The 23,261-nt window shown below is 72.6% G+C and carries 22 protein-coding genes; 9 read left to right on the top strand and 13 right to left on the bottom strand.

Features of this window, described 5'->3' with window-relative positions; genetic code table 11:
* Positions 1-49: 49 nt before the first annotated feature.
* Positions 50-1,024: an NAD(P)/FAD-dependent oxidoreductase gene (locus AC1DXT_RS02880; protein ID WP_477059860.1), complete on the bottom strand. Its 975-nt coding sequence runs from the start codon at positions 1,022-1,024 to the stop codon at positions 50-52.
* 67 nt (positions 1,025-1,091) lie between these two features.
* Here AC1DXT_RS02880 and AC1DXT_RS02875 point away from each other — a divergent pair, with 67 nt between their 5' ends.
* A complete protein-coding gene (locus AC1DXT_RS02875; RefSeq protein WP_477059859.1) occupies positions 1,092-1,697 on the top strand; it encodes a helix-turn-helix domain-containing protein in 606 nt (201 codons plus the stop codon).
* Positions 1,698-1,734: 37 nt separating this feature from the next.
* Here the strand turns inward: AC1DXT_RS02875 and AC1DXT_RS02870 are convergent, their stop codons facing one another.
* From AC1DXT_RS02870 to AC1DXT_RS02845, 6 genes are all read right to left on the bottom strand, one after another.
* The gene (locus tag AC1DXT_RS02870) at positions 1,735-2,835 is read right to left on the bottom strand and encodes an ABC transporter ATP-binding protein (RefSeq protein ID WP_477059858.1); all 1,101 of its coding nucleotides are present in this window, start codon (positions 2,833-2,835) and stop codon (positions 1,735-1,737) included.
* The gene (locus AC1DXT_RS02865) at positions 2,832-3,824 is read right to left on the bottom strand and encodes an ABC transporter permease (protein ID WP_477059857.1); all 993 of its coding nucleotides are present in this window, start codon (positions 3,822-3,824) and stop codon (positions 2,832-2,834) included. The genes AC1DXT_RS02870 and AC1DXT_RS02865 overlap by 4 nt, the downstream gene beginning before the upstream one ends.
* A 1-nt stretch (position 3,825) precedes the next feature.
* A complete protein-coding gene (locus AC1DXT_RS02860) occupies positions 3,826-4,803 on the bottom strand; it encodes an ABC transporter permease (protein WP_477059856.1) in 978 nt (325 codons plus the stop codon).
* Positions 4,800-5,873, bottom strand: coding sequence for an ABC transporter ATP-binding protein (locus AC1DXT_RS02855; protein ID WP_477059855.1), 1,074 nt, complete (start codon positions 5,871-5,873; stop codon positions 4,800-4,802). The genes AC1DXT_RS02860 and AC1DXT_RS02855 overlap by 4 nt, the downstream gene beginning before the upstream one ends.
* 70 nt (positions 5,874-5,943) lie before the next feature.
* Positions 5,944-7,629, bottom strand: coding sequence for an ABC transporter substrate-binding protein (locus AC1DXT_RS02850; RefSeq protein ID WP_477059854.1), 1,686 nt, complete (start codon positions 7,627-7,629; stop codon positions 5,944-5,946).
* 116 nt (positions 7,630-7,745) lie between these two features.
* On the bottom strand, positions 7,746-10,259 hold the full coding sequence (locus tag AC1DXT_RS02845) for a beta-d-glucosidase (protein ID WP_477059853.1): 2,514 nt from the start codon (positions 10,257-10,259) through the stop codon (positions 7,746-7,748).
* Positions 10,260-10,359: 100 nt separating this feature from the next.
* On the opposite strand from AC1DXT_RS02845, the gene AC1DXT_RS02840 reads away from it, so the two are divergent.
* The 4 genes from AC1DXT_RS02840 to AC1DXT_RS02825 all read left to right on the top strand — a co-directional run bounded on the left by AC1DXT_RS02840 (position 10,360) and on the right by AC1DXT_RS02825 (position 13,771).
* Positions 10,360-11,013 (top strand): TetR/AcrR family transcriptional regulator, encoded by a 654-nt coding sequence (locus AC1DXT_RS02840; RefSeq protein WP_477059852.1) that lies wholly within the window; start codon positions 10,360-10,362, stop codon positions 11,011-11,013.
* Between the two features lie 67 nt (positions 11,014-11,080).
* Positions 11,081-11,818, top strand: coding sequence for a response regulator transcription factor (locus tag AC1DXT_RS02835; protein ID WP_200938415.1), 738 nt, complete (start codon positions 11,081-11,083; stop codon positions 11,816-11,818).
* A 2-nt stretch (positions 11,819-11,820) separates the two neighbouring features.
* Complete coding sequence (locus tag AC1DXT_RS02830) at positions 11,821-13,329, top strand: sensor histidine kinase (protein WP_477059851.1); 1,509 nt, start codon at positions 11,821-11,823, stop codon at positions 13,327-13,329.
* A gap of 61 nt (positions 13,330-13,390) precedes the next feature.
* On the top strand, positions 13,391-13,771 hold the full coding sequence (locus AC1DXT_RS02825; RefSeq protein WP_477059850.1) for a VOC family protein: 381 nt from the start codon (positions 13,391-13,393) through the stop codon (positions 13,769-13,771).
* A gap of 46 nt (positions 13,772-13,817) precedes the next feature.
* Here the strand turns inward: AC1DXT_RS02825 and AC1DXT_RS02820 are convergent, their stop codons facing one another.
* The 4 genes from AC1DXT_RS02820 to AC1DXT_RS02805 form a co-directional block, all read right to left on the bottom strand.
* Positions 13,818-14,639, bottom strand: coding sequence for a hypothetical protein (locus AC1DXT_RS02820; RefSeq protein WP_477059849.1), 822 nt, complete (start codon positions 14,637-14,639; stop codon positions 13,818-13,820).
* Between the two features lie 67 nt (positions 14,640-14,706).
* On the bottom strand, positions 14,707-16,323 hold the full coding sequence (locus tag AC1DXT_RS02815) for an ABC transporter permease (RefSeq protein ID WP_477059848.1): 1,617 nt from the start codon (positions 16,321-16,323) through the stop codon (positions 14,707-14,709).
* On the bottom strand, positions 16,320-17,246 hold the full coding sequence (locus AC1DXT_RS02810) for an ABC transporter ATP-binding protein (protein WP_477059847.1): 927 nt from the start codon (positions 17,244-17,246) through the stop codon (positions 16,320-16,322). The genes AC1DXT_RS02815 and AC1DXT_RS02810 overlap by 4 nt, the downstream gene beginning before the upstream one ends.
* Complete coding sequence (locus tag AC1DXT_RS02805; RefSeq protein WP_477059846.1) at positions 17,243-17,884, bottom strand: TetR/AcrR family transcriptional regulator; 642 nt, start codon at positions 17,882-17,884, stop codon at positions 17,243-17,245. Before AC1DXT_RS02805 ends, AC1DXT_RS02810 begins: the two co-directional genes overlap by 4 nt.
* A 74-nt stretch (positions 17,885-17,958) precedes the next feature.
* Between AC1DXT_RS02805 and radA the strand changes: the two genes are divergently transcribed.
* The 4 genes from radA (at position 17,959) to disA (ending at position 21,983) form a co-directional block, all read left to right on the top strand.
* Positions 17,959-19,380 (top strand): DNA repair protein RadA, encoded by a 1,422-nt coding sequence (gene radA / locus AC1DXT_RS02800; protein WP_477059845.1) that lies wholly within the window; start codon positions 17,959-17,961, stop codon positions 19,378-19,380.
* Positions 19,381-19,473: 93 nt separating this feature from the next.
* Positions 19,474-19,695 carry a hypothetical protein gene (locus AC1DXT_RS02795; RefSeq protein ID WP_421735949.1) on the top strand — a complete coding sequence of 74 codons (222 nt, stop codon included), beginning with the start codon at positions 19,474-19,476 and terminating at the stop codon, positions 19,693-19,695.
* A gap of 68 nt (positions 19,696-19,763) precedes the next feature.
* Positions 19,764-20,825 (top strand): LacI family DNA-binding transcriptional regulator, encoded by a 1,062-nt coding sequence (locus AC1DXT_RS02790; RefSeq protein ID WP_477059844.1) that lies wholly within the window; start codon positions 19,764-19,766, stop codon positions 20,823-20,825.
* A 30-nt stretch (positions 20,826-20,855) separates the two neighbouring features.
* Positions 20,856-21,983, top strand: a complete 1,128-nt coding sequence (gene disA / locus AC1DXT_RS02785; protein WP_477059843.1) for a DNA integrity scanning diadenylate cyclase DisA — start codon at positions 20,856-20,858, stop codon at positions 21,981-21,983.
* Here disA and AC1DXT_RS02780 read toward each other — a convergent pair.
* Together AC1DXT_RS02780 and AC1DXT_RS02775 are read right to left on the bottom strand one after the other, a co-directional pair.
* Entirely contained in the window at positions 21,980-22,567 is a 588-nt protein-coding gene (locus AC1DXT_RS02780; protein ID WP_477059842.1) for a hypothetical protein, read from the bottom strand. The genes disA and AC1DXT_RS02780 overlap by 4 nt on opposite strands.
* A 96-nt stretch (positions 22,568-22,663) precedes the next feature.
* Positions 22,664-23,242: a GNAT family N-acetyltransferase gene (locus AC1DXT_RS02775; protein ID WP_477059841.1), complete on the bottom strand. Its 579-nt coding sequence runs from the start codon at positions 23,240-23,242 to the stop codon at positions 22,664-22,666.
* Positions 23,243-23,261: the final 19 nt, after the last annotated feature.

Genomic DNA, 23,261 nt, shown 5'->3' with positions numbered 1-23,261 from the left:
GCGGGCCTCCCGGCTCTGTCGGTCACGCGGTGCGTGCTCGACACCCACTTCACCGACCGGGGCTGTGCACAACCTGGACGTGACCACCTCTTTGCCTGTGGGCTGCGTCGACCGCGAGCGCGGTGTCCTCCGCGATCAGGTCCAGGTTCAGCGCCGCGGCGGCGCGCGTGCCGGCCGCCATCGCTCCGGTCACCTGGGCCATCAGGTCGGCCGCGTTGCCGGCCACCCACACGCCCGGGACGCTCGACGCCCCCATGAGGTCCGACGCGGCGTGCTCCCCGACGCCCATCTCGTGCGGCACGGCGACCAGCCCGAGACCGGCGAGCCCGTCCAGCCGCGCGACGAACCGCGGCATCACGGTCAGCGCGGACCGGGCCACCACCTCGCCCGACTCCAGCCGCACGCCGCTGAGCCGGCCGTCGGCGGCGAGCACCTCCGCCACGCGGCCGGGCACCACCCGCACACCTCGCGCTGCCAGCTGCTCGGCCTGCTCCGGCGTCGGGTCCGGGGCGGTGTGCTGGAGGAGGAGGACGTCGTCGGACCACTGCCGGAACAGCAGCGCCTGGTGCACCGAGCGCTCCGTGGTGCCGAGCACACCGATCGGCTGGTCGCGCACCTCCCAGCCGTGGCAGTAGGGGCAGTGCAGGACGTCGTGGCCCCAGCGCTCACGCAGGCCGGGGAGGTCGGGGAGCTCGTCGACGAGGCCGGTGGCCACCAGCAGGCGTCGCGCACGCTCGGTCGTCCCGTCGGCCAGCGTCACGACGAACCCGTCGTCCTCGCGTGCGGCGGCCACGACCTGGCCGGGAAGCACCAGGCCGCCGTACCCCACCAGCTCGGCCCGCCCGCGCTCCAGCAGGTCGAGCGGCGGCACCCCCTCCTGGCCCAGCAGGCCGTGCACCCCGTCGGCCGGCGCGTTCCTGGGCGAGCCGGCGTCGATCACCAGGACCGACCGGCGTGCCCGCGCCAGCGTCACCGCCCCGCTGAGCCCCGCAGCACCACCACCGATGACCACCACATCTCTCATGCGGAGAGCATCAGACGCCCCCACGCCGACCGGCAAGCATCCTTGCCGAAGTGGCAAACTGCGACCCATGGACGACATCGACCAGCTGATGCGCACCGTCGGCCCCCGACTCCGCGCGGTCCGCCAGCAGCGCGGGCTGACCCTGGCTCAGGTCGCGGACGCCACGAGCATCTCCGTCAGCACCTTGTCGCGCCTCGAGTCGGGTACCCGGCGCCCGCAGCTGGAGCTGCTGGTCCCCCTGGCCGGCCTGTACCGCGTGCCGCTCGACGAGCTGGTGGGCGCGCCCGCGACGGGCGACCCGCGCATCCACCCGCGCCCGGTCACCGAGCACGGCAAGACCGTCATCCCGCTGTCGCGGCGCTCCGGCGGGATGCTCGTCTACAAGCTGGTCCTGCCGCCGGCCCCGCCGACGCCCGACCCGGAGCTGAACACCCACGAGGGCTACGAGTGGCTCTACGTCATCGACGGCCACCTGCGGCTGGTGCTCGGCGAGCACGACCTGGTGCTCCCTCCGGGCGAGGCCGCCGAGTTCGACACCCGCGTGCCCCACTGGTTCGCCAACGAGGGACCGGGCCCCGTGGAGCTGCTGGTCATCTTCGGCACCCAGGGCGAGCGGGTGCACCTGCGCGCGTCGCCGCGCACGAAGGAGCAGGGCCGCCCCGCCCCCGGCTAGCAGTCCCGTGGAGAGGGAGCCGGGGGCAGGGCGGGGCTCAGCGGACCTGCAGCTCCACCGGCACGGGCTGCGGCTCGAACCCGGCGGCGGCGACCGTCGCGGGGTCGTGGCGCAGGCACGCGACCGAGCGGCGGGGGTCGTCGCCCTCGACCGCGGGCGCGACGAGCTCCGGGGTGATCGCCGCGCAGGCGTCGAACACGTGCGCGCACCGCGTCCGGTAGGGGCAGCCCGTGGGCAGGTTGGACATGTCCGGGGGTGACCCCGGGATGCCGGTCAGCTCACGCCTGGGCCCGCGCAGGGGCGGGAACGAGTGCAGCAGCGCGTCGGAGTACGGGTGCCGCGGGCGGCGGTACATGTCCTGCGCCGACGCGTCCTCGACGATCTCGCCGGCGTACATGATCGCGATCCGGTCGGCGATCTCGATGAGCAGCGAGACGTCGTGCGTGATGAAGATGACCGAGAACCCGAGCCGGTCGCGCAGCTCCGCGATCTGCTCCACGATCTGCCGCTGCATGACCACGTCGAGGGCCGTCGTCGGCTCGTCCATGATCAGCACCTGCGGGTCCAGCGCGAGGGCCATGGCGATCATCACGCGCTGCCGCATGCCGCCCGACAGCTGGTGTGGGTAGTCGCGCAGCCGGTCCGCGGAGATGCCGACCAGCTCGAGCATGCCCGCGGCACGCTCCAGGGCCTCCTTCTTGGTGACCCCCGGCAGGTGCGCGGAGATGCCGTCGGCGATCTGCCGGCCGATCCGGTACACCGGGTTCAGCGAATTCATCGCGCCCTGGAACACGATCGCGAGGTCCTGCCAGCGGGTGGCCCGCAGCTCGGCGTCGTTGAGCGTGAGGATGTCGGTCTTCTGCCCGTCGCGGTCGGTGAAGACGACCTCGCCGCCCGTGATCAGACCGGGCGGAGGCAGCAGCCGGGTCGCCGCGTAGGCGAGCGTCGACTTGCCGCAGCCGGACTCGCCGGCCAGGCCGAGCACCTCGCCGCGGTTGAGGGTGAGCGAGACCTGGCGCAGCACGTGCGTCGGGTCCTCGTCGTACCCGTAGTCGACCGAGAGGTTCTTGATCTCCAGGACGGGGTCGGTCGCAGCGGCGTTCGCCCGGAACGCGCGCTGGGTGGTCACGGCACTCACGCGCGATCCTCCTTGGCCTCGTAGACCACCGGCGTGAAGCCGATGCGCGGACGGATCTTGCGCTTGCGCATCGAGCGGGCGTTCAGGCCCACCGACCGCAGGCGCGGGTTGACGAACTCGTCGATGCCGAAGTTGATGAGCGTCAAGGCCATGCCCAGCAGGGCGATGAGCAGACCGGCGGGGACGAACCACCACCACGCACCGCGCTGCAGGGCCAGCTGCGCCTGCGCCCAGTACAGGACCGTGCCCCAGTTCCACTCGTTGGTGGGCGTGATGCCGACGAACGAGAGCGTGATCTGCGACAGGACGGCGAACCCGACGGTGCCGACGAACCCGGCGGCGATGATGGCCGTGAGGTTGGGCAGGATCTCCGCGGAGATGATCCGCCACGTGCTCTCGCCGTTGGCGCGCGCGGCCTCGACGAAGTCGCGTTTCCGGAGCGAGAGCGTCTGCGCTCGCAGGACGCGGGCGCCCCACGCCCAGCCGGTCGCCGCGATCACCAGCGCGACCGTGAGCCCCCCGGCGGACGGCAGCTGGCCCGCGATGATGATGATGAGCGGCAGCTGCGGGATGACCAGGAACACGTTGGACAGCGCGGACAGCGACTCGTCGCCGAACCCGCCGATGTAGCCCGCGGTGACGCCGACGATCACGCCGATCACCGTGGCCACCGTGCCGGCCACGAACCCGACCACCAGCACGCTGCGCGTGCCGAGGATCAGCTGGCTCATGATGTCCTGGCCCTGGTGCGTGGTGCCCATGAGGTGCGCCCACGACGGCGGCTGCAGGATGGCCGACGACCGCGCGTTCGGGTCGTACGGCGCGATCCACGGCCCGATGATCGCGATGAGGAAGAAGAACCCGAGGATCACGAGGCCGGTGAGGGCCTTCGCGTTGCGCATGAACAGGAACCGGCGCTTGCCCGTGCGCGGGGCCGTCGCGTCGGGCGTGATCTCCAGGTCCTCGAGGAACGCGGCTTCGACGGTCATGTCAGCCCTCCTGACGCGTGCGGGGGTCGAGGAAGCCGTAGGCGACGTCGGCTGCCATGTTGGCGAGCAGCACCGCGAACGTGATCACCAGGAAGCACCCCTGCATGAGGGGGTAGTCCTTCGCGTTCACGGCGCTGAAGAGGTAGTAGCCGATGCCCTGGTACGAGAACACGATCTCCATGACCAGGGTGCCGCCGACGATGAAGCCGAGCGACAGAGCGAAGCTGGACACCTGCGGCAGGATCGCGTTGCGGGCGGCGTAGCCCATCCGCACGGTCCGCTCCTTGAGGCCCTTGGCCTGCGCGACGGTCACGTAGTCCTCGGAGGACACGGTGACCATCATGTTGCGCATGCCGAGCATCCAGCCCGCGATCGACGAGATCACGATCGTCATGGCCGGCAGGAACCCGTAGTAGATGACGGACCCGATGAACTCCCACGACAGGTTGGGCACCATGCTGCGGTCGTAGCTGCCGCTCGCGGGGAACCAGCCGAGCGTCACCGAGAACAGCGAGATGGCGATCAGGGCGAGCCAGAAGTACGGCACGGCCGAGAAGAAGGTCGACAGCGGCAGCAGCCCGTCCATCCAGGTGCCGCGGCGCCAGCCGATGCCGGTGCCGACGAGCGTGCCGATGGTGAAGCTGATGAGCGTCGCGATGCCGACCAGCCCGATGGTCCACGGCAGCGCCTGGCGGATCACGTCCGCCACGGGCGCCATGTACGTGAACGAGATGCCCAGGTCGCCGTGCAGCAGCAGCTGCCAGTAGGCGACGTACTGGTCCCAGAGGGACATGTTCTCGTCCAGCCCGAACAGGGCGCGCAGCGCCTCGGCGGCGTCGGGGCTGATCCGACCCTGGTTCTTGGCGATCAGGGCGCTCACCGGGTCGCCCGGCATGATCCGCGGGATGAAGAAGTTGATGGTGATCGCTGCCCACGCGGTGATCGCGTAGAACACGATCCGGCGGGTGAAGAACCTCATCGGTCGACCTCCAGCACAGAGACGTCCACGGTCGGCCGCTCGCCATACGCGTCGAGCACGGACCCCAGCACAGGCCGGTCCTCGCGGTCCGCGTACCCCCAGCAGGCGGCCTCGCGGCCCTCCCCGACGGGCATCAGCGGCGGCACCTCGGTGCGGCAGACGTCGTTGGCGAACGGGCAGCGCGGGTTGAACCGGCAGCCGGCGGGCGGGGCCACCAGGCTCGGCGCCTCACCGCGGGCGCCCCGGGCGCGGGCCTCGAGGTCGTCCGGGTCGGGTGCGGACCGGACCAGCAGCTGCGTGTACGGGTGCTTGGGGTCCTGCGTGACCGACTCGGAGTCGCCCTTCTCGACGACCCGGCCGGCGTACATGACCATCGTCGTGTCGGCGAAGTAGCGGGCCGACGCGATGTCGTGCGTGATGTAGAGGATCGCGAGCTGCAGGCGGTCCCGCAGGTCGCGCAGCAGGTTGAGGATGCCCAGGCGGATCGACACGTCGAGCATCGAGATCGGCTCGTCGGCGAGCAGCACCTCGGGGTCGGCCGCGAGCGCGCGGGCGATGGCCACGCGCTGGCGCTGACCGCCCGAGAGCTCGTGCGGGAACTTGTCGATGTACCGCGCGGCCGGGCGCAGCTGCACCCGGTCCAGCAGCTCCTCGAGCGCGGCCTCCAGCTCGACGCCGCGCAGGCGCCCGCGGTGGATCTTCAGGCTGCGCGTGAGCATGTAGCGCACGGTGTGCACGGGGTTCAGCGACCCGAACGGGTCCTGGAAGATCATCTGGACCTTCCGCACGTACTGGTGGAACGCGCGGCGGTTCTTCACGGTCGCGTCCTGCCCGTGCAGCAGGATCTGCCCGCCCGTGACGGGCATCAGCTGCGCGAGCAGCCGGGCGATCGTGGACTTGCCGGACCCCGACTCCCCCACCAGCGCAACCACCTTGCCGCGATAGAGGGAGAGGTTCACGTCGTCGACGGCGTGCACGACCTTCTGCGAGCGGAAGCCGCGGACGGGGAAGTGCTTGCGCAGGTCGATCGCCTGCAGGACTGGCGGGTCTTCTTCGTGCGGGGAGCTCATCGGGTCACCTTGGGGGTCGGGTGCGTTGGTGCGGCGGGCGAGCCGGAGCCCGCCCGCCGCACCACCWGCGTCACTCGGTCGGCGTGAGCTTCGACAGGATGAGCGCTGCCTGCGGGCCCGTCGGCTGCGGGTTCGCGTACGGGTCCTCGTCGGTGGGGAAGCCCGTGTAGTTGACCGTCGAGTACTGCGCGACGGCCGGACGCGACCAGATCACGAGACCGGGGACGTCCTCCACGAAGTGCTTCTGGACGACGTCCAGGGCAGCCGCGCGGTCGTTGTCCGAGGTGCCCGCCTTGAAGTCGGAGAGGGCCTGGGTGACCTCCTCGTTCTGGTAGCGGCCGAAGTTCCAGGTCGCCGACTCACCGAGCGGCACGTAGGACGCGCCGTCCATGATGTTGGCGTACATGTTCCACGGCGTGCTGCCGCCGTCGGTCCAGTGCAGCGAGGCCTGGAAGTTGCCGAGCGGGATGATGTCGTTGAACCAGGTGTCCTGGACGACGCCCTCGACGGGCGCCTCCACACCGAGCGCCTTGGCACCCTCGGAGATGATCCCCAGGGCGTCGAGGTAGTCGGTCCAGCCGGTCGGGTTCTGCAGCGTGAAGGCGACCTTCTCGCCGTCGGGGTCCACGAGGGCACCCGAGCCGTCCCAGGTGTAGCCGGCCTCCGTGAGGACGTCCTTGGCACCGTCGACGTCGACCGAGAGCTCCTGGTCCGCGTACGCGTCCGAGATGAACGCGTCGCCCGAGGGCTGCGGCAGGCCGGTCACGCTCGTGATCTGCGGCCACACGCCGTACCCGGCGGTCGCCGAGATGTCCGCGCGGTCCACGACCATGTTCAGCGCCTTGCGGAACGCCACGTCGTTGAACGGCTTCGTCTCGTTGTTCAGGTAGAGCACGTCGACGCCGAAGCCGCCGCCCGCCACCTGGTGGAAGTGGTCGGGGTCCTGCGCGATGAACGTGTTCTCGAAGTCCGGGATGAACGTCCAGCCCCACTGCGCCTCACCGGTGGTGAGGGCCGTGGTCAGGCCCGCGTTGTCGTTGAACGTGTCGTACCGCAGGGTGCCGACCTTCGGGGTCTCGCCCCAGTAGTCGGTGTTCGGCTCCAGGGTGACGGCCTGCGGGGTGAACGACTTGAGCTTGAACGGGCCCGTGCCGATCATCTCGTCGTCGGTCCAGGCGACCGGGTCCTCGCCCTCCCACAGGTGCTTGGGCACGATGAGGAGCTTGAGCAGCTTGACCTGGTTGACGTACTGGCCGGACAGGAAGTTCACCGTCACCTTGTTGCCGTCGACGGTGATGTCGCCGTACTGGTCGGGGAAGTCGGTGTTCAGCTCCTTGGTGTCCTTGCGGAGCTGGATGGAGAACGCGATGTCCTCGGCGGTGAAGTCCGTGCCGTCGGACCACTTCACGCCCTCGCGGGCCGTGATGACGGCCTGTGTCGAGTCCGGGTTCCACTCGACCGACTCGGCGAGCCACGGCGTCGGGGGGTCCGTCGGCTTGAGCTCGTTGACCTGCATGAGCGACTCGTAGACCGCGAACGCGTACCCGAGCGAGAGCGACGCGGAGCCGGTCGCGAGCGGGTTCTGGTTGGGCTGCTGCGGGCCGTTCGGCATGCCGATCGTCAAGACCTTGTCCGAGACGCCGTCGGCGCCTGCGGTGCTGTCGTCGCCGCTGCCGCCGCTGCCGGAGCAGGCGGTGGCGAGCAGCGCGAGGGTGGCCGCCGTAGCGATCACCGTCGAGAGCTTGCGGATTCTCACGAGTGCCTCCTTGCACTGGGGTGGAACTGCTGGTCGTAACCGGCCCGACGGGACTGCGGATCTCGTCGGACCGGAGCTGTGCTGGTCGGGCTGCTTGGTCGGGCTGCTTGGTGTCGCTACGCCGGCGCGGGACTGGGGAGGGCCACGTCGACCGTGAGGCGCAGGTCGCTCGAGGAGCGGCCGACGCGGATCGGATAGGTACCGGCCGGGGTGACCCAACCGGGCTGTGCCGAGTCCCAGGTCCGGAACGCCTTCGCGTCCACCCGGACCCGGACGACCGCGTGCTCGCCTGCGGCGGCGAGCACGACGCTGAACCCGCCGAGCCAGCGCACGGGACGATCTCCCGTGCTGGGCGGCTCGACGTAGACCTGGACCACCTCGCGCCCGTCGCGGGCGCCGGTGTTGCGGACGGTGACGTCCAGGACGACCGACCCGTCGGCCTCGACGGGTTGCGCGACGACGCCCACGTACTCCCACGTGGTCCAGCCGAGGCCGTGACCGAAGGGTGCCGCGGGGGTGCGACCGAGCTTGAGCCACGAGCGGTACCCCACGTGGACGCCCTCGTGGTACTCGATGACGCCGTCGACGGGGATCGCGTCCGGCACGGGCACGTCGGACTCGTGGGCGGGGAGCGTCCAGGGCAGGCGACCGGTCGGCTCGGTGACGCCGGTGAGCACGTCCGCGAGCGCCTCGGGCCACTCCTGGCCGCCGAGCCACGCCCACAGGACGCACGGCACCTCGTCGAGCCACGGCAGCAGCACAGGCGCACCGGCGTTGACGACGACGATCGTGCGCGGGTTGGCGGCCAGCGCCGCCTTGACCAGCTGGTCCTGCGTGCCGGGGAGCGCGAGCGACGTCCGGTCGTACCCCTCGGACTCGATCTCCTCGTTGGTCCCGACGACGACGATCGCGAGATCGGCTGCGGCGGCGGCCTCCACGGCGACCGCGAGGAGCTCGTCCGGGGACGTGCCGGGGACGCGGTGCACCAGCTCGGCGCGGGCGAAGCTCGCGTACCCCACCGGGTGCACGGCCTGCACGAGCGCGTCGACCTCGACGGTCGTCGGCTCGGTCACGTCGATGACCAGCGTCGCGGGCACGGGCTGGTTGACGCTGGAGTCGAGGATGACCTCCGCGCCGACCACGTGGTCGCTCGTGGAGAGGACCTGACCGCCGACCGTGATCCGGTGCCTGCCCACGGTGCCGACGCCGACCTCGTGCCGGCCGGGCTCGTCGAGCCGGACGGTGGTGCGGATGCGCAGCGCGACCGCGGGTCCGGGCACCTCGCGGAGCCAGCCGTTCCAGTCGGTCACGTCGGCGGCGGCCAGGACCGCACCGTCGGCGTCGAGCAGCTCGCCGAGCGCGCCGACGTGGCCCTCGGGCGTGGTGCACCGGCCGGCCAGGTCGAGCGACGGAGGCAGCAGGCGGGAGACGGCCCCGGGGTGCACGTCGACCTCGACCTCGCCGAAGGCCTCGCGGATCGCCGCCTCGGGGGTCGACAGGTGGTCCGGACGGACGAACGCGGAACCGCCGCCCTGCACGAACGGGTGAACCGCGTTGGGGCCGAGCAGGGCGATCCGGGTGACGTCGTCGGGTGACACCGGCAGCGCGTGCTCGTCGTCGCGGAGCACGACCATGGAGCGGGAGACCAGCTCGCGCAGCACGCCACGCACGTCCACGTCGGCCACCCGGTCGCGGCTCGCACCCGACGGCGCCACGCCCTCGAGCGCACCGACGCGCTGGGCCAGCCGGAGCAGTCGGAGCACCTTGGCGTCCAGCAGCGACTCGCTGACGTCCCCGGCACGGACCGCGTCGAGCAGGCCGTCGCCCCAGGGGCCGTCCGGTCCGGGCATCTGCAGGTCGAGGCCACCCTCGGCGGCAGCCGCGACGGACTTGGTGGCCACCCAGTCGCTCATGACGACGCCGTCGAAGCCCCACTCGTCCTTGAGCACGCCGGTCAGCAGGGGGCGGTGCTCGGCGGCGGTCGCGGCGGTGGTCCCGTCGTCGATCCCGGAGTACGCGCTCATCACCGACCACGCCTGGGCGTCGTGCACCAGCCGCTCGAAGGGTGCCAGGTACACCTCGCGCAGGGTCTGCTCGTCGACGCGCGACAGGTAGCTGGTGCGCTGCGTCTCGGAGTCGTTGGCGACGAAGTGCTTGACGCACATGCCCACGCCGCGGTCCTGCGCGGAGCGGACCACGTGCACCGCGATGTCGCCGGTGAGCAGCGGGTCCTCGGAGTAGCACTCGAAGTGCCGGCCGCCGACGGGCGTGCGCTGGAGGTTCACCTGCGGGGCGAGGACGACGTCGACGCCGTGCCGGCGGGCCTCGGCGGCGAACACGTGGCCCAGCTCGTCGGCCAGGTCGACGTCCCACGTCGCGGCGAGCGCGCTCGGGGCAGGGAAGCTGGCGGACGTCTCGTCGGCGGAGTCGGAGACACCGCGGACGCCGGCCGGACCGTCGGACACGTGCATGGCGCGCAGGCCGATGTGCGGGATCGCCGTGGTGGACCACAGGCCGGCGCCGACGACGAGCCGCGTCTTCTCCTCCAGGCTGAGGGCAGCCAGGATGGTCGAAAGGTCTGTGGCGGGCCGTTCAGCCGTGGGCGGCTGGGTGGCCGTGTCGAGTGACACAGCAGGGTTCTCCGATCGGACAGCGTTGTCGTCTGCCGAGAATGAAACCACAACTTACTGACTTGTCAGTAAGTGGCAAGATCACAGTATGGTTTCGGTCATGGACGACGCCGTTCCCCCCGCAGCCGCGCCCAGGCGCCGCGCGCGGCAGCCCCGTCAGGCCACGGCAGACCGCCGTGCGGAGATCCTGCGCGCCGCCGCGATCACGTTCGGGTCCAAGGGGTACAACAACGGCTCGCTCGCCGAGGTCGCCGAGCAGGTGGGGATCACGCACGCGGGGGTCCTGCACCACTTCGGCTCCAAGGAGCAGCTGCTGGTCGAGATGCTGGAGTACCGGGACAAGGAGGACGTCCGCGACCTCGAGGGCCAGCACATCCCCGGTGGGCTCGGCCTCTTCCAGCACCTGGTCCGCACCGCGCGCATGAACGTCGACCGGCCCGGCATCGTCCAGAGCTACTCGGTGCTCACCGGCGAGTCCGTGACCGAGAACCACCCCGCCCGAGGATGGGTCACCGACCGGTTCCGCGTGCTGCGCGGCGAGATCTCGGACGCGGTGATCGCTGTCGGTGAGGGCAGGGTGTCCCGGGAGACCGCCGACTGTGCCGCCAGCGCGATCATCGGCGTGATGGACGGTCTGCAGGTCCAGTGGCTGCTCGACGACGACGTCGACCTGCCCACCTCGACGCAGTTCGCGATCGAGGCGATCCTCGCGGCGGCGCTCCTCGGCGACGACCGCCCGCACACCCTCGACTGAGCGATCCTCAGCCAACTCACAGGTTCGGTCCAGGGCCACAACAGGTAACCGGCCCAGTCTTGGGGTCATGACGACGACCATCAGCCACCGCCCGGACGCGCTCTCCCGTGCCGACGGATCCCCTGTCCGTGCTCTGGTGGTCGACGACGAGCCGACCCTCGCCGAGCTGCTGTCGACCGCCCTGCGCTACGAGGGCTGGCAGGTCGACCACGCGCTGACCGGCCACGCCGCCGTCCGCGCCGCCAAGACGCTCGACCCCGACGTCATCGTGCTCGACGTCATGCTCCCCGACCTGTCCGGCATCGACGTGCTCCGCCGGGTCCGCGCCACGCACCCGAACGTCCCCGTGCTCTTCCTGACCGCCAAGGACGCGGTCGAGGACCGGATCGCCGGCCTGACCGCGGGCGGCGACGACTACGTCACCAAGCCCTTCAGCCTGGAGGAGGTCGTCGCGCGGCTGCGTGCCCTGCTGCGGCGGACCGGTGCGGTGTCGTCGCGCGAGGAGGCCGTGCTCGTCGTCGGCGACCTGCGGATGGACGAGGACAGCCACGAGGTGTCCCGCGACGGCGAGGACATCCGCCTGACCGCCACGGAGTTCGAGCTGCTGCGCTACTTCATGCGCAACCCCAAGCGCGTGCTGTCCAAGGCCCAGATCCTCGACCGCGTCTGGCAGTACGACTTCGGCGGCCAGGCCAACATCGTCGAGCTCTACGTGTCCTACCTGCGCCGCAAGATCGACAAGGGCCGCACCCCGATGCTGCACACCCTGCGCGGGGTCGGCTACGTGCTGAAGCCGTCTGTCTGATCGTGCCCACTCGTCCACGCTGGACGCTGCGCCGGCGCCTCGTCGTGATGGTCGTCGCGCTGGTGGCGATCGTGGCGGGCGCCATGGGCACCGTGTCGACGCTCGCGCTCCAGGGCTCCCTGGTCGCGCAGCTCGACGAGAAGGTCACCGCGGCTCACCGGCGCGCGGCGGACTTCCCGCGGCAGGGCACCCAGGACCCGGGCGAGGTCTTCGCGGCCCCGCCCGGCACCGGTGACTTCCGCCCGGGGCAGGACGCCGGCACGGTCAACGTGGAGCAGCCCGCCGGCGTCGACCCCGCCGACCTGACCGTGTTCCAGGCCGGCTACATCGACGACGACGGCACGCCGACCGCGCTGACCGACGCCCAGACCGTGGAGATGCTCGCCGTCCCGACCGACGGCGACGCGCACACGATCACCCTGACCGGGCTGGGCAGCTATCGGGCGGTCTCGAGCATCGACGCCGATGGCACGACGACGGTCACCGCCCTGCCCACCACCTCGGTGTCCAGCACCGTCACCACGTTCGTCGTCGTGGAGCTGGTGGTGGCCGCACTCGCCCTGCTGGTTGCGGCGGCCGCCGGCCTGGTGCTCGTGCGCCGCGAGCTCCGACCGCTGGACCGGGTCGTCGGCACCGCCAACCGCGTGGCACAGCTCCCCCTCGACCGCGGTGAGGTGGTGCTCGCCGACCGCGTGCCCGCGCAGGACACCGATCCCGCCACGGAGGTCGGGCAGGTGGGTGCCGCGCTCAACCAGCTGCTCGGGCACGTCGAGCAGGCCCTCGCGTCCCGGCACGAGTCCGAGTCGCAGGTGCGCCAGTTCGTCGCCGACGCCAGCCACGAGCTGCGCACCCCGCTGGCCTCGATCCGCGGGTACGCCGAGCTGGTGCGCCGCTCCCCCGACGAGATGCCCGTCAGCGCGCTGCAGGCCATGTCCCGCGTCGAGTCCGAGTCCCTGCGCATGACCGCGCTGCTCGAGGACATGCTGCTGCTCGCGCGGCTCGATGCGGGGCGCCCCCTGGCCTCGGAGCCGGTGGACCTCACCGTGCTGGCCATCGACGCGGTGACCGACGCGCACGCCGCCGGCCCGGACCACGACTGGCGGCTCGACCTGCCGTCGGACGACGACCTCGAGGACGCCCTCGTGGTCGGCGACGACCACCGGCTGCGCCAGGTGCTGGCCAACCTGCTGTCCAACGCCCGGCTGCACACGCCCGCGGGCACCACCGTCACCGTCCGCGTCCGCCGCGCCGGGCAGCAGGTCGTCGTGCAGGTCGCCGACGACGGACCCGGCATCCCGCCCGCCCTGCGCGAGAGCCTGTTCCAGCGGTTCACCCGCGGCGACGCCTCCCGCAACTCCGCCAGCGGGTCCACCGGTCTCGGGCTCGCCATCGTGCACGCGGTCGTCACCGCCCACGGCGGCACGATCACGGTCGACAGCGGCCCGGGGACGACGTTCACGGTCACCCTCCCGGCGGCGGCCAGTCCCGACCGCACTCTCGCGCACGCCTAGCCGCCGGGCCGGTCTCGCGAGAACCTGGACGAGTTCTCGACCCTGATCCGGAGGAATGACCATGGCGGACCTCAGCAAGGCGTTCAGCGGGTTCTCGACCGACGACGTCCCGGCGGCGAAGGCGTTCTACGCCGACGCGCTCGGGCTCGACGTCACCGAAGAGAACGGGATGCTCTCCCTGCACTTCCAGGGCGGCCACGACGTCCTGGTCTACCCCAAGGGGCCGGCCCACGTGCCCGCCACCTACACGGTGCTGAACTTCCCGGTCGAGGACGTTCCCGGCACCGTGGCGGAGCTGCGCGGGCGCGGGGTGCCGTTCGAGCGGTACGAGGGCACGCCGGTGCAGACCGACGACGACTACGTGTTCCGCGGCGGGGGTCCGCTGATCGCGTGGTTCACCGACCCGGCCGGCAACATCCTGTCGATCATCGCGGCGAGCTGACTGCCGGGAGAACGACCTGGGACGCGTCCCCGGTCGTTCTCGGTCGTCAGAGCGGGAACGCGTTGTAGAAGTCGACGATCTCCGCGACCGGGCCCGTGACCTGGAAGACCGCGGAGCCGTTGGTCCAGACCGCGATGCCGGTCCCGTCGCCCGCGTCGCTGATCGTGTATGTGCCGGCCGCAGCCCCGCCGGCCGTGACCTCGCCGGTCTGCGGGAGGGTCGGACCGGTGGGCGACGCGGACGGGTCCGGGGCGGGTGCGGCCGGGACGGCGGCGACGAGGCTCGCGGCGAACGCGGTCGCCTCCGCGGGCGTCTCCCACTGGCCGGCGCGGACCGTCACGGTGCCGCTCCCGCCGTCGGAGTACGTCTCGGTATAGGCCTCGATGGCGCCCGCCGCCTGCCACTCGGCGTCGGGGACGGACGTCGCGAGCGCGTACTGGAGCACGGTCGTCGGAAGCGCCACGGCGAACGCGGTGGTCGCGGGCCGGGCGACCGGCTCGAGCGTGGGCGTCGGGGACGGCAGGAGGATGGTCGTCGCGACCGCGGGGGGCGCCTCGTCGGTGTCGCCGTTCGAGCTGACGACGATCCCGACGACGATCGCGGCGACGACCAGCACGACGACGCCGATGATCGCCGGGATCAGCCAGCGGGGACGACCCGAGCCGGCGGGCTCGGCGGCGGCGGGCTCCTCGTCCGCGCGCGGCGCAGCGAACCCGGTGGGCGGCCCTGCGGTCGGGCCCTGAGGTCCCGGCGAGGCGGGCGGCACCGGCGCCGTCGGGGGCTGACGCTGCACCGCCTCCCAGTTCGAGATCGGCGGCACCGGCTGGCCGACAGGTCGTTCGGGGCCGGGACGGCCGGTGTCGCTCATCGGGGCTCCCTCGTGCATCGCGTCGCCCGAACCCTCGTCGGACGCCCCGCAGCCTACCTACGCACGCTCATCCCACGACGTCACGACGCCGGAACGCGGCCAGCCCGGCGCAGATCAGCCCGACCGCGACGACGACCAGGGCCAGCACGGGCGGCCAGTCCATCGGCTCGGCCGGCAGCTGCGGGGTGTACGTGAAGGGCGAGAGCACGTCGGACCCCTCGGGCAGCAGCCGGGCGAACATGCCGAGGACGCCGACGTACGTGACGTAGGCCCAGACCAGGCCGAACGCCCGCGGGGCCACGCCCATGACGACGACGGCGACGCCGAGCACGATCCCGACCGCGGGCAGCGTGACCGCCGCGGCGCCGACCATGCGCCCGACCCAGGCGTCGTCGTCCAGCGAGATCGCCGCCATGACCCCCATCAGCAGGCCTGCGGCCAGCATCATCACGATCGCCGCGACACCGGCGACGGCGACCTGCGCCCCGAGCCAGCGTGCGCGGGACACCGGCCCGGCGAGAACGAGGGCGCCGCGTGCCGCTGTCTCCTCCGCCCGCGCGGCGCTCACCGCGGTCGCGCAGTAGGCCCCCGCGACGACCGCGAGGAACACCACGTAGAGCGCGAAGGCCGACGCCGCGGCGCCGGTGGGCCCGGTCGGGAACATCTGCTCGAGCCGCGGCTCGCTGGAGATGAAGTCCACCAGGGCCCCGGCCAGCAGCCCGATGAATCCGCCCATGGCGACGATCCCGACCCCCCACGCGAGGATCGAGCCCGCCTGGCGTCGCAGGGTCAGCGCGACCATCCCCGAGAGGCGTTCCGAGGCCCGCGCCGGGCCCACCCGCTCGGCCAGCAGACCGGTGCCCAGGTCGCGGCGGCCGACGAGCCAGAACGCCACCGCCACGAGCGCGAGGGCCACCACGAAGCCGATCGCCAGCGGCCAGAAGCGCTCGTCGACGTAGGCGCGCGTCGCCTGCGCCCACCCGAAGGGCGACAGCCAGGTCAGCACGCTCGTGCTCTCCGGCCCCCGCACGTCACCGATCGCCCGCAGCACGAACGCGACCCCGAGCGCCGCCATCCCGAGCGAGCTGGCCGCCCGCCCGTGCGCGGTGAGCTGGGACGCGACCGCGGAGATGCCGGCGAAGACGAACCCGACCATGACGATCCCGCCGGCGAGCGCGACCGAGCCCACCGGGTCGAGCCCTGTGCTCAGCAGGGCGAGGAACGTCAGGCCGCCGACCGCGAGGGTCGCGACCGCGGCGGCGACGAGCCCCGCGACCACCGGCGCGTCCCGGCCGACGGGCGCGGACCGCACCAGCTCGAGCCGGCCGTCCTCCTCCGCCGCGCGCAGGTGCCGGGTCACGGTGAGCAGCGCCATGATCGCGACCGGCACCATGACCCACAGCCCGAGCTCGTTGGCCGTCATGGCGCCGACGGTGTAGTCGTCCAGCCCGTAGCCCGGTCCGGCCAGGGCGGTCGCCGCGGGCGACGAGATGAGCTGCGCGCGTGCGGCCAGCGACTCCGGCGACGAGTACAGCTCCGTGAGCGCGTTGACCGACACCTGCGTCAGCCCGGCCACCGCCACGGCCCAGACCGCGGTCCGCCAACGGTCGAGGCGCAGGGCGACCCGGACCAGCCCCGCGGTGCCGGACAGCTGGTTCCCGCGTGCGTCGACGACGGTGGTCATCGCGATCCCTCCGGGACCCCCAGGGTCGCCAGCTCGTCGCTGTACTCGCGCAGGAACAGGTCCTCGAGGGTCGGCGGGTGCGCGGTCAGCGACTGGACGCCGAACGCGGTCAGCCGCGCGAGGACGCCGTTCAGCGAGGCGGTGTCGACGTCGACCGTCAGGTGGCCGTCGTCGCGCTGCACGTGGTGCACGCCGGCCAGCGCGGCCAGCGCGTGCTCGGCGTCGTCGGCGTCGCGAAGCCCCGCCGTGACGGTCGTCCGCGTGAGGCTGCGGAGCTCCTCGAGCGACCCGCTCTGCACCGCCCGGCCCTGCCGGATGATCGTCACGCGGCGGCAGAGGGCCTCGACCTCCGCGAGGATGTGGCTGGACAGCAGCACGGTGCGCCCGTCGGCCGCCGCCTCCTGCACCACCTGCTGGAACACGGCCTCCATCAGCGGGTCCAGGCCGCTGGTGGGCTCGTCCATGAGCAGCAGCTCGACGTCCGCGGCGAGCGCGGCGACGAGCGCGACCTTCTGCCGGTTGCCCTTCGAGTACGCACGGCCCTTGATCCGCGGGTCCAGCTCGAACCGCTCGACGAGGGCGTCGCGACGGCGGGGGTCCAGTCCGCCCCGGAGCCGGCCGAGCACGTCGATCGACTCACCGCCGGACAGGTTGGGCCAGAGGGTGACCTCGCCCGGCACGTAGGCGAGCCGGCGGTGCAGCGCCACGGCGTCCCGCCACGGGTCCCCGCCGAGCAGCTGCAGGTCTCCCGCGTCGGGCCGAAGGAGCCCGAGCAGCACCCGGATCGTGGTCGACTTGCCGGCCCCGTTCGGTCCGAGGAAGCCGTGCACCTCCCCCGTCCGGACCGTGAGGTCGAACCCGTCGAGCGCGCGCTTGGCGCCGAACGTCTTGACGAGTCCGCTGACCGCGATGGCGTCGGTCATGGCTTCTCCTTGTACTGCAGGTAGGCGTCGAGATAGGCGCTGTCGGTGAACAGGCCGTACGTGTAGAGCTCGAGGCCGGGGAGCATCGAGGCCCTCGTCAGCTCGTCGATGGCCTTGGCGGGGTCGTCCGTCGGGGCGACCCCCCGACCGACGGCGGCGTCGAGCTGGGCGAGCAGGATGAGGCCGACCTGCGTGGCGATCACCTGGCGGGCGCGGCCGCGGGGGTCCGCCGACGGCCGTATCGTCCCCGCCCCCTCGCCCGCCTCGAGGTAGGCCTGGGCGTCGTCGACCAACCCGTCGACGAAGTGCCCGGCGAGCGCACCGCCGTCCAGGAGGCTGCGGACGATGTAGGCGAACAGGGGGGCGTACTCCTCCACGCGCGCCAGCATCCCGATGGTCTCGGCCGGTGACCCGTTCGTGATCGCGGCGGACTTCTCCTCGCGGACCACCCGGAGCACGTGCTCGTCGCACTCGGCGCGCAGCGCGTCCTTGGAGCCGAAGTGGTGGATGACGAGGGCAGCGCTCACGCCGGCGTCCTCGGCGATGGCGCGCACCGGCGCACGGAACCCGTCGCGCCCGAAGCGTGCGACGGCCGCGTCCCGGATCCGGGCGCGGGCGGTGAGGTCCTCTGAACGCACGTTCACCAGACTAAACACTCGTTCAGTCGCGTGGCAAGGGCGCTCTGTCAGAGCCTGCGGCTAGCGTGCGGCGCGTGACCACGACCTCCTCGAAGCGGCCCGACCGCAGCGCGCGTCCGGCGTTCCGTTGCACCGAGTGCGGGTGGACCGCCGGCAAGTGGGTGGGCCGGTGCGGCGAGTGCCAGGCCTGGGGGTCGGTCCTCGAGGACACCGGCCCCGGCGGCGGTGCACCGCGCACGGTCGCCACCTCCCCCACGCGCTCCCCGGCCCGGCCCATCGACCAGATCGACGTCGAGACCGCACGGGCGCGACCCACTGGGGTCGACGAGCTGGACCGGGTGCTCGGCGGCGGCCTCGTGCCCGGCGCCGTGGTGCTCCTGGCCGGCGAGCCCGGCGTGGGCAAGTCGACCCTGCTGCTCGACGTCGCCGCCCGAGCCGCGCGCACCGGGCGCAAGGTCCTGTACGTGACCGGCGAGGAGTCGGCCGCGCAGGTGCGCCTGCGGGCGGGCCGGATCCACGCGCTCGACCCGCAGCTGCTGCTCACCGCGGAGACCGACCTGGGCACCGTCCTGGGGCACATCGAGCACGTCGACCCCGACCTGCTGGTGCTCGACTCCATCCAGACGATCGCGTCCGCGCAGGTCGAGGGCACCGCCGGTGGGGTGTCCCAGGTGCGCGAGGTGGCCACGGCGGTGATCCAGGCCGCCAAGGCCCGGGACCTGCCCGTCGTGCTCATCGGTCACGTCACCAAGGACGGCTCGGTGGCCGGACCGCGCACGCTCGAGCACCTGGTGGACGTCGTCTGCCAGTTCGAGGGCGAGCGCCACTCCCGCCTCCGCATGCTGCGCGCGACCAAGAACCGGTACGGCCCCACCGACGAGGTCGGCTGCTTCGACCTGTCGGAGTCGGGGATCGTCGGGCTGGCGGACCCCAGCGGGCTGTTCATCTCGCAGGCGCTGCACGCGGTCCCGGGCACCTGCCTGACCGTGACGCTGGAGGGCCGCAGGCCGCTGGTGGTCGAGGTGCAGTCGCTCGTGGCGCCCAGCGCGGTGCCCAACCCCCGGCGGACCACCAGCGGGGTCGACAGCAGCCGGCTGGCCATGGTGCTCGCGGTGCTCCAGCGCCGGCTGGGCGCCCGTCTGGCCGACCAGGACGTGTACGTGTCGACGATCGGGGGCGCCCGGGTGGTCGAGCCCTCGGCCGACCTGGCGCTGGCGCTGGCCGCCGTGAGCTCGCGGGAGAACGTCCCGCTGCCGCGCGGTCTGGTGGCCATCGGCGAGGTGGGGCTCGCCGGTGAGATCCGGACCGTCTCCGGCGTCGGTCGGCGGCTCGCCGAGGCGGCGCGGCTCGGCTTCACGCGCGCGATCGTGCCGGCGGGGGCGCTGGACGGCGCGACGCCCCCGGCAGGGCTGACCGTCCTCATGGCCGCCGACCTGGGAGAGGCCGTCACCGCGGCCGGTCTGGTGCCGGATCTCGCGGGCAGCGCACGTCGCTGACGTCGATCGCCAATTCCTCTTGACCGGTATAGAGGCTTGGGTTACTTTATCGGTACAGAAGAGATCGAGACCGACAGGAGAACCCTGATGTCGATGGACACCCCTCAGTTCGGACTGCTGTTCGGTGTGACTGCGGCGCGGCACGAGGCCGAGAGCGCACGGCCCTGGGCACCCGAGGTGCCGGAGCCGGAGCGCATCCCGCGCGTCCGCCGGGCCCGCGCACCACGCACCCGCCGCAGCCTGGCCGGTGCGCTGCACCACCTGGCCGACACCATCGCCCCCGCGAACGGCTGCGAGGGCTACCCGGCGCGATGATCGCCTCGCCACCGGGACCGGCCCCGGCGACCTACCCTGTCCCGCATGGAGCGGAACAGGGTGGCGTCGTGTCCCGGGTGACGCTGCAGACGATCGCCGACCGCGTGGGCGTCAGCCGGATGACCGTGTCGAACGCGTTCTCCCGGCCGGACCAGCTCTCGGCCGAGATGCGCCGCACGATCCTCGCGGCCGCTGCCGACCTCGGCTACGTCGGCCCGGACCCGTCGGCGCGGGCACTCGCCCGCGGCACCACGGGTGCGGTGGGCGTGCTGCTCACGGAGTCGGTGGGCACGGCGTTCCGGGACCCGATCGCCGCGGCGTTCTTCGGGGCCGTCGCCGAGGAGCTCGCCCCCACCGGGATGGCCGTCGTGCTGCTCCCCTCGACGGGCTCGGAGGGCATGATCCCCGCCCGCGACATCCCGATGGACGGCGCGCTGGTCTACGGGTGCGCCGGCGACTACCCCGCCGTCGACTGGCTGGTGAAGCGCCGGCTGCCGCTCGTCTTCGTCGACGGGGAGCCGGTGGCGGGCGCGGCGAGCGTGCTCCTCGACGAGCAGCACGGCGCGCGCCTCGGCGCCGAGCACCTGCTCGGCCTGGGGCACCGACGGATCGGCATCCTCACCATGAACGTGACCGTTCCCCCGGGGCTCGCCCCGGACCCGTCCGCCGCCGGGTCAGGGTTCGTGGCGCGCGAGCGGCAGATCGGCTGGATGGACGCCCTCGACGCGGCGGGTGTGACGCCCGCCGTGATGGAGGTGCACGACAACGCGGAGCCGTACATCTCGGAGGGCGCGCGGGCGCTGCTCTCCGGCGACGACCGACCGACCGCGGTTCTGTGCTTCTCCGACCTCATGGCCGCCGCCGTCGTGCACGCCGCCGAGGAGCTCGGGCTGCGCGTCCCGGAGGACCTGTCGGTCGTCGGCTTCGACGACTCGCCCCTCGCCCGTCGTCTGCGCCCGGCCCTCACCACCGTCCACCAGGACTTCGCCGCCAAGGGCAAGGCCGCCGCCGCAGCACTGACCGCGTCGATCGCGCGGTTCCGCGCGGGCGACGGCCCCGAACCGGAGCACCACCGGATCCTCGTCGACCTGGTGGTGCGCGACAGCACCGCCCCGCCGCGCTCCGCCTGAGCGTGTCGAACGAGCGAACCCTCGTCCGTCATGCGGGTCGTGACGGCCGTTGACCCCGCCCATCGTTACCATGCAACCGTGCCGTCGCACCTGCACGCCTCCGATGACCTCCTGAGGTCCACGCTCGCCGCCGTCGCCCCGGGTGGCGAGCTTCGCGACGGTCTGGAGCGGATCCTGCGCGGGCGGACGGGCGCGTTGATCGTCCTCGGGTTCGACCAGACGGTCGAGAGCATCTGCTCGGGTGGCTTCGTCCTGGACGTCGAGTTCTCCGCGACCCGCCTGCGCGAGCTGGCCAAGATGGACGGCGCCGTCGTCGTGGATGCGGGCATCTCCCGGATCCTGCGCGCGGCCGTGCAGCTGCTGCCGGACGTGACCATCGAGACGTCCGAGTCCGGCACCCGGCACCGCACCGCCGAGCGCGTCGCCAAGCAGACCGGCCTGCCGGTCGTGTCGGTCTCCGCGTCCATGCGGATCATCGCCCTGTACGTCGGCGGTCAGCGGCACGTCATCGAGGACTCCACGACCATCCTGTCCCGCGCCAACCAGGCCCTGGCCACCCTCGAGCGGTACAAGTCGCGGCTCGACGAGGTCAGCGGCACCTTGTCCGCGCTGGAGATCGAGGACCTGGTCACGGTCCGCGACGTGTCCGCCGTGGTGCAGCGCCTCGAGATGGTCCGCCGGATCTCCGAGGAGATCGAGGGCTACGTCGTCGAGCTGGGCACCGACGGTCGCCTGCTCACCCTGCAGCTGGACGAGCTGGTCGGCGGCATCGGCTCCGACCGGGCACTGATCATCCGCGACTACGTCGACACCAGCCGCCGGGACGTGGACTCGGTGCTCGACGAGCTGGCCGAGCTGGACTCCACCGAGCTGCTCGACAACGCGCGGATCGCCAGCGTGCTCGGCCTGCCCGGAGGTGGCGACGCGCTCGACGCGGCCGCCGGACCGCGCGGCTACCGGCTGCTGTCCAAGGTCCCCCGCCTGCCCGGCGCCATCGTCGACCGGCTGGTCGCGCACTTCGGCGGGCTGCAGAAGCTGCTCGCCGCGGGCATCGAGGACCTCATGGCGGTCGACGGCGTCGGTGAGCAGCGCGCGCGGGCCGTGCGCGAGGGGCTGTCCCGGCTCGCCGAGTCGAGCATCCTCGAGCGGTACGTCTAGCCCAGTCCGAACACCGCGGGCGGGGCGCTCGTCCCGGCCAGGTTCAGCTGCGCCGAGTACGTGCCGGCACCGGGAGCCGGGAGTCCCTGCGGGCAGCCCTCCGCCGACCGGACGCGGTTCCAGGCGAACGACGTGGTGTCGGTGAAGCCCGCAGCGAGCAGGAGCGTGCGCTTCTCCGTGCCGGGGACCACGCAGTCCCGGTTGGACCACACCCGGTCCGCGCCGGACGTGATGACGATCTCGCGCTGGACCTCACCCGCGTCGACCAGGCAGGCCTCCGCGCCGGTGTTGGTGATCGAGACCGTGAACGTGGCGCTCACCCCCGCCGCGAACGACACGGCGTCCGGCGTCATGGCCAGGACCAGGCCCGTGGGTGCGCAGCTGGCCAGGGCCGGCGTCTCGCTCGGCGTCGGCTCCTCGACCGGCGGCGTCGACGTGGTCTGCGCGTCCGGTGCCGGGTCCTCGTCCGACCCGCGCCCGGCGACCAGCCAGACCACCACGGCGAGGACGACGAGCGGGATGCCGAGCACCACCAGCCGACGCACCCAGTAGACCCGGGCGGGGAGGCGTCGCGAGTCGCTCATGCGTCCTCCGGACCGGTCGGCTGCGCCGCGCGATCCCGCGGCGCGACCACCGTAGAGGCAGGTCCGCCGACCCGCGCGGCGGACGCGCGGACGCGCTCAGAGAGCGAGACGAACGATCGCCCGGCCGTCCTTCGGCCGCGCCACCACGTCGAAGTCGGCCGCCAGGAAGAGGCTGACCGTCCCCCGGTAGAGGTCGGCCGACGAGAGCCTGCGGGCGCCCGGCTCGAGCGGATACCCCTCGAGCGTGTGGGCGCCGGATGCCCGGGCGTGCTCGACGGCCGCCGCGAGCAGGGCACCCGCGACACCCTGTCGTCGGAACCCCGTCCGCACGACGAAGCAGGTCACGGCCCAGATCCCCGGGTCGTCGAGATCCGCCTTGAGCTCGCGCGTGGTCATCGACGGGCTCGTCCGGATCCGCGGGAACTCCGACCGCGGCGCCACGGACGCCCAGCCGACCGGGTCACCGTCGAGCGTCGCGACCACGCCCGGGCTCGCTCCGGGCTCGCTGATCCGGGTAGCGAGCCGACTCTGCAGCTCCTCGACCGACATGGCCCGGTACTGCGAGTTCGGCACCCGGTCGAACTGGCAGAAGCACCGGCCGGGGTCACCCGGACCCTCGAGGACCGCGACCGCGTCGTCGACGCTCGCGCAGGGCGCCGCCCGCAGCTCAGCCATGCGACCACGGTAGCCACGA

It is taken from the genome of Cellulomonas sp. P1_G12_2 (assembly GCF_056405535.1).
This window is presented reverse-complemented; position numbering and strand designations above follow the sequence as displayed.

Coding starts and splice junctions, on each gene's coding strand:
- AC1DXT_RS02880 (WP_477059860.1), bottom strand. CDS start 1,024: ATGAGAGATGTGGTGGTCATCGGTGGTGGTGCTGCGGGGCTCAGCGGG.
- AC1DXT_RS02875 (WP_477059859.1), top strand. CDS start 1,092: ATGGACGACATCGACCAGCTGATGCGCACCGTCGGCCCCCGACTCCGC.
- AC1DXT_RS02865 (WP_477059857.1), bottom strand. CDS start 3,824: ATGACCGTCGAAGCCGCGTTCCTCGAGGACCTGGAGATCACGCCCGAC.
- AC1DXT_RS02860 (WP_477059856.1), bottom strand. CDS start 4,803: ATGAGGTTCTTCACCCGCCGGATCGTGTTCTACGCGATCACCGCGTGG.
- AC1DXT_RS02855 (WP_477059855.1), bottom strand. CDS start 5,873: ATGAGCTCCCCGCACGAAGAAGACCCGCCAGTCCTGCAGGCGATCGAC.
- AC1DXT_RS02840 (WP_477059852.1), top strand. CDS start 10,360: ATGGACGACGCCGTTCCCCCCGCAGCCGCGCCCAGGCGCCGCGCGCGG.
- AC1DXT_RS02835 (WP_200938415.1), top strand. CDS start 11,081: ATGACGACGACCATCAGCCACCGCCCGGACGCGCTCTCCCGTGCCGAC.
- AC1DXT_RS02825 (WP_477059850.1), top strand. CDS start 13,391: ATGGCGGACCTCAGCAAGGCGTTCAGCGGGTTCTCGACCGACGACGTC.
- AC1DXT_RS02820 (WP_477059849.1), bottom strand. CDS start 14,639: ATGAGCGACACCGGCCGTCCCGGCCCCGAACGACCTGTCGGCCAGCCG.
- AC1DXT_RS02815 (WP_477059848.1), bottom strand. CDS start 16,323: ATGACCACCGTCGTCGACGCACGCGGGAACCAGCTGTCCGGCACCGCG.
- AC1DXT_RS02810 (WP_477059847.1), bottom strand. CDS start 17,246: ATGACCGACGCCATCGCGGTCAGCGGACTCGTCAAGACGTTCGGCGCC.
- AC1DXT_RS02795 (WP_421735949.1), top strand. CDS start 19,474: ATGGACACCCCTCAGTTCGGACTGCTGTTCGGTGTGACTGCGGCGCGG.
- disA (WP_477059843.1), top strand. CDS start 20,856: ATGCGGGTCGTGACGGCCGTTGACCCCGCCCATCGTTACCATGCAACC.
- AC1DXT_RS02780 (WP_477059842.1), bottom strand. CDS start 22,567: ATGAGCGACTCGCGACGCCTCCCCGCCCGGGTCTACTGGGTGCGTCGG.
- AC1DXT_RS02775 (WP_477059841.1), bottom strand. CDS start 23,242: ATGGCTGAGCTGCGGGCGGCGCCCTGCGCGAGCGTCGACGACGCGGTC.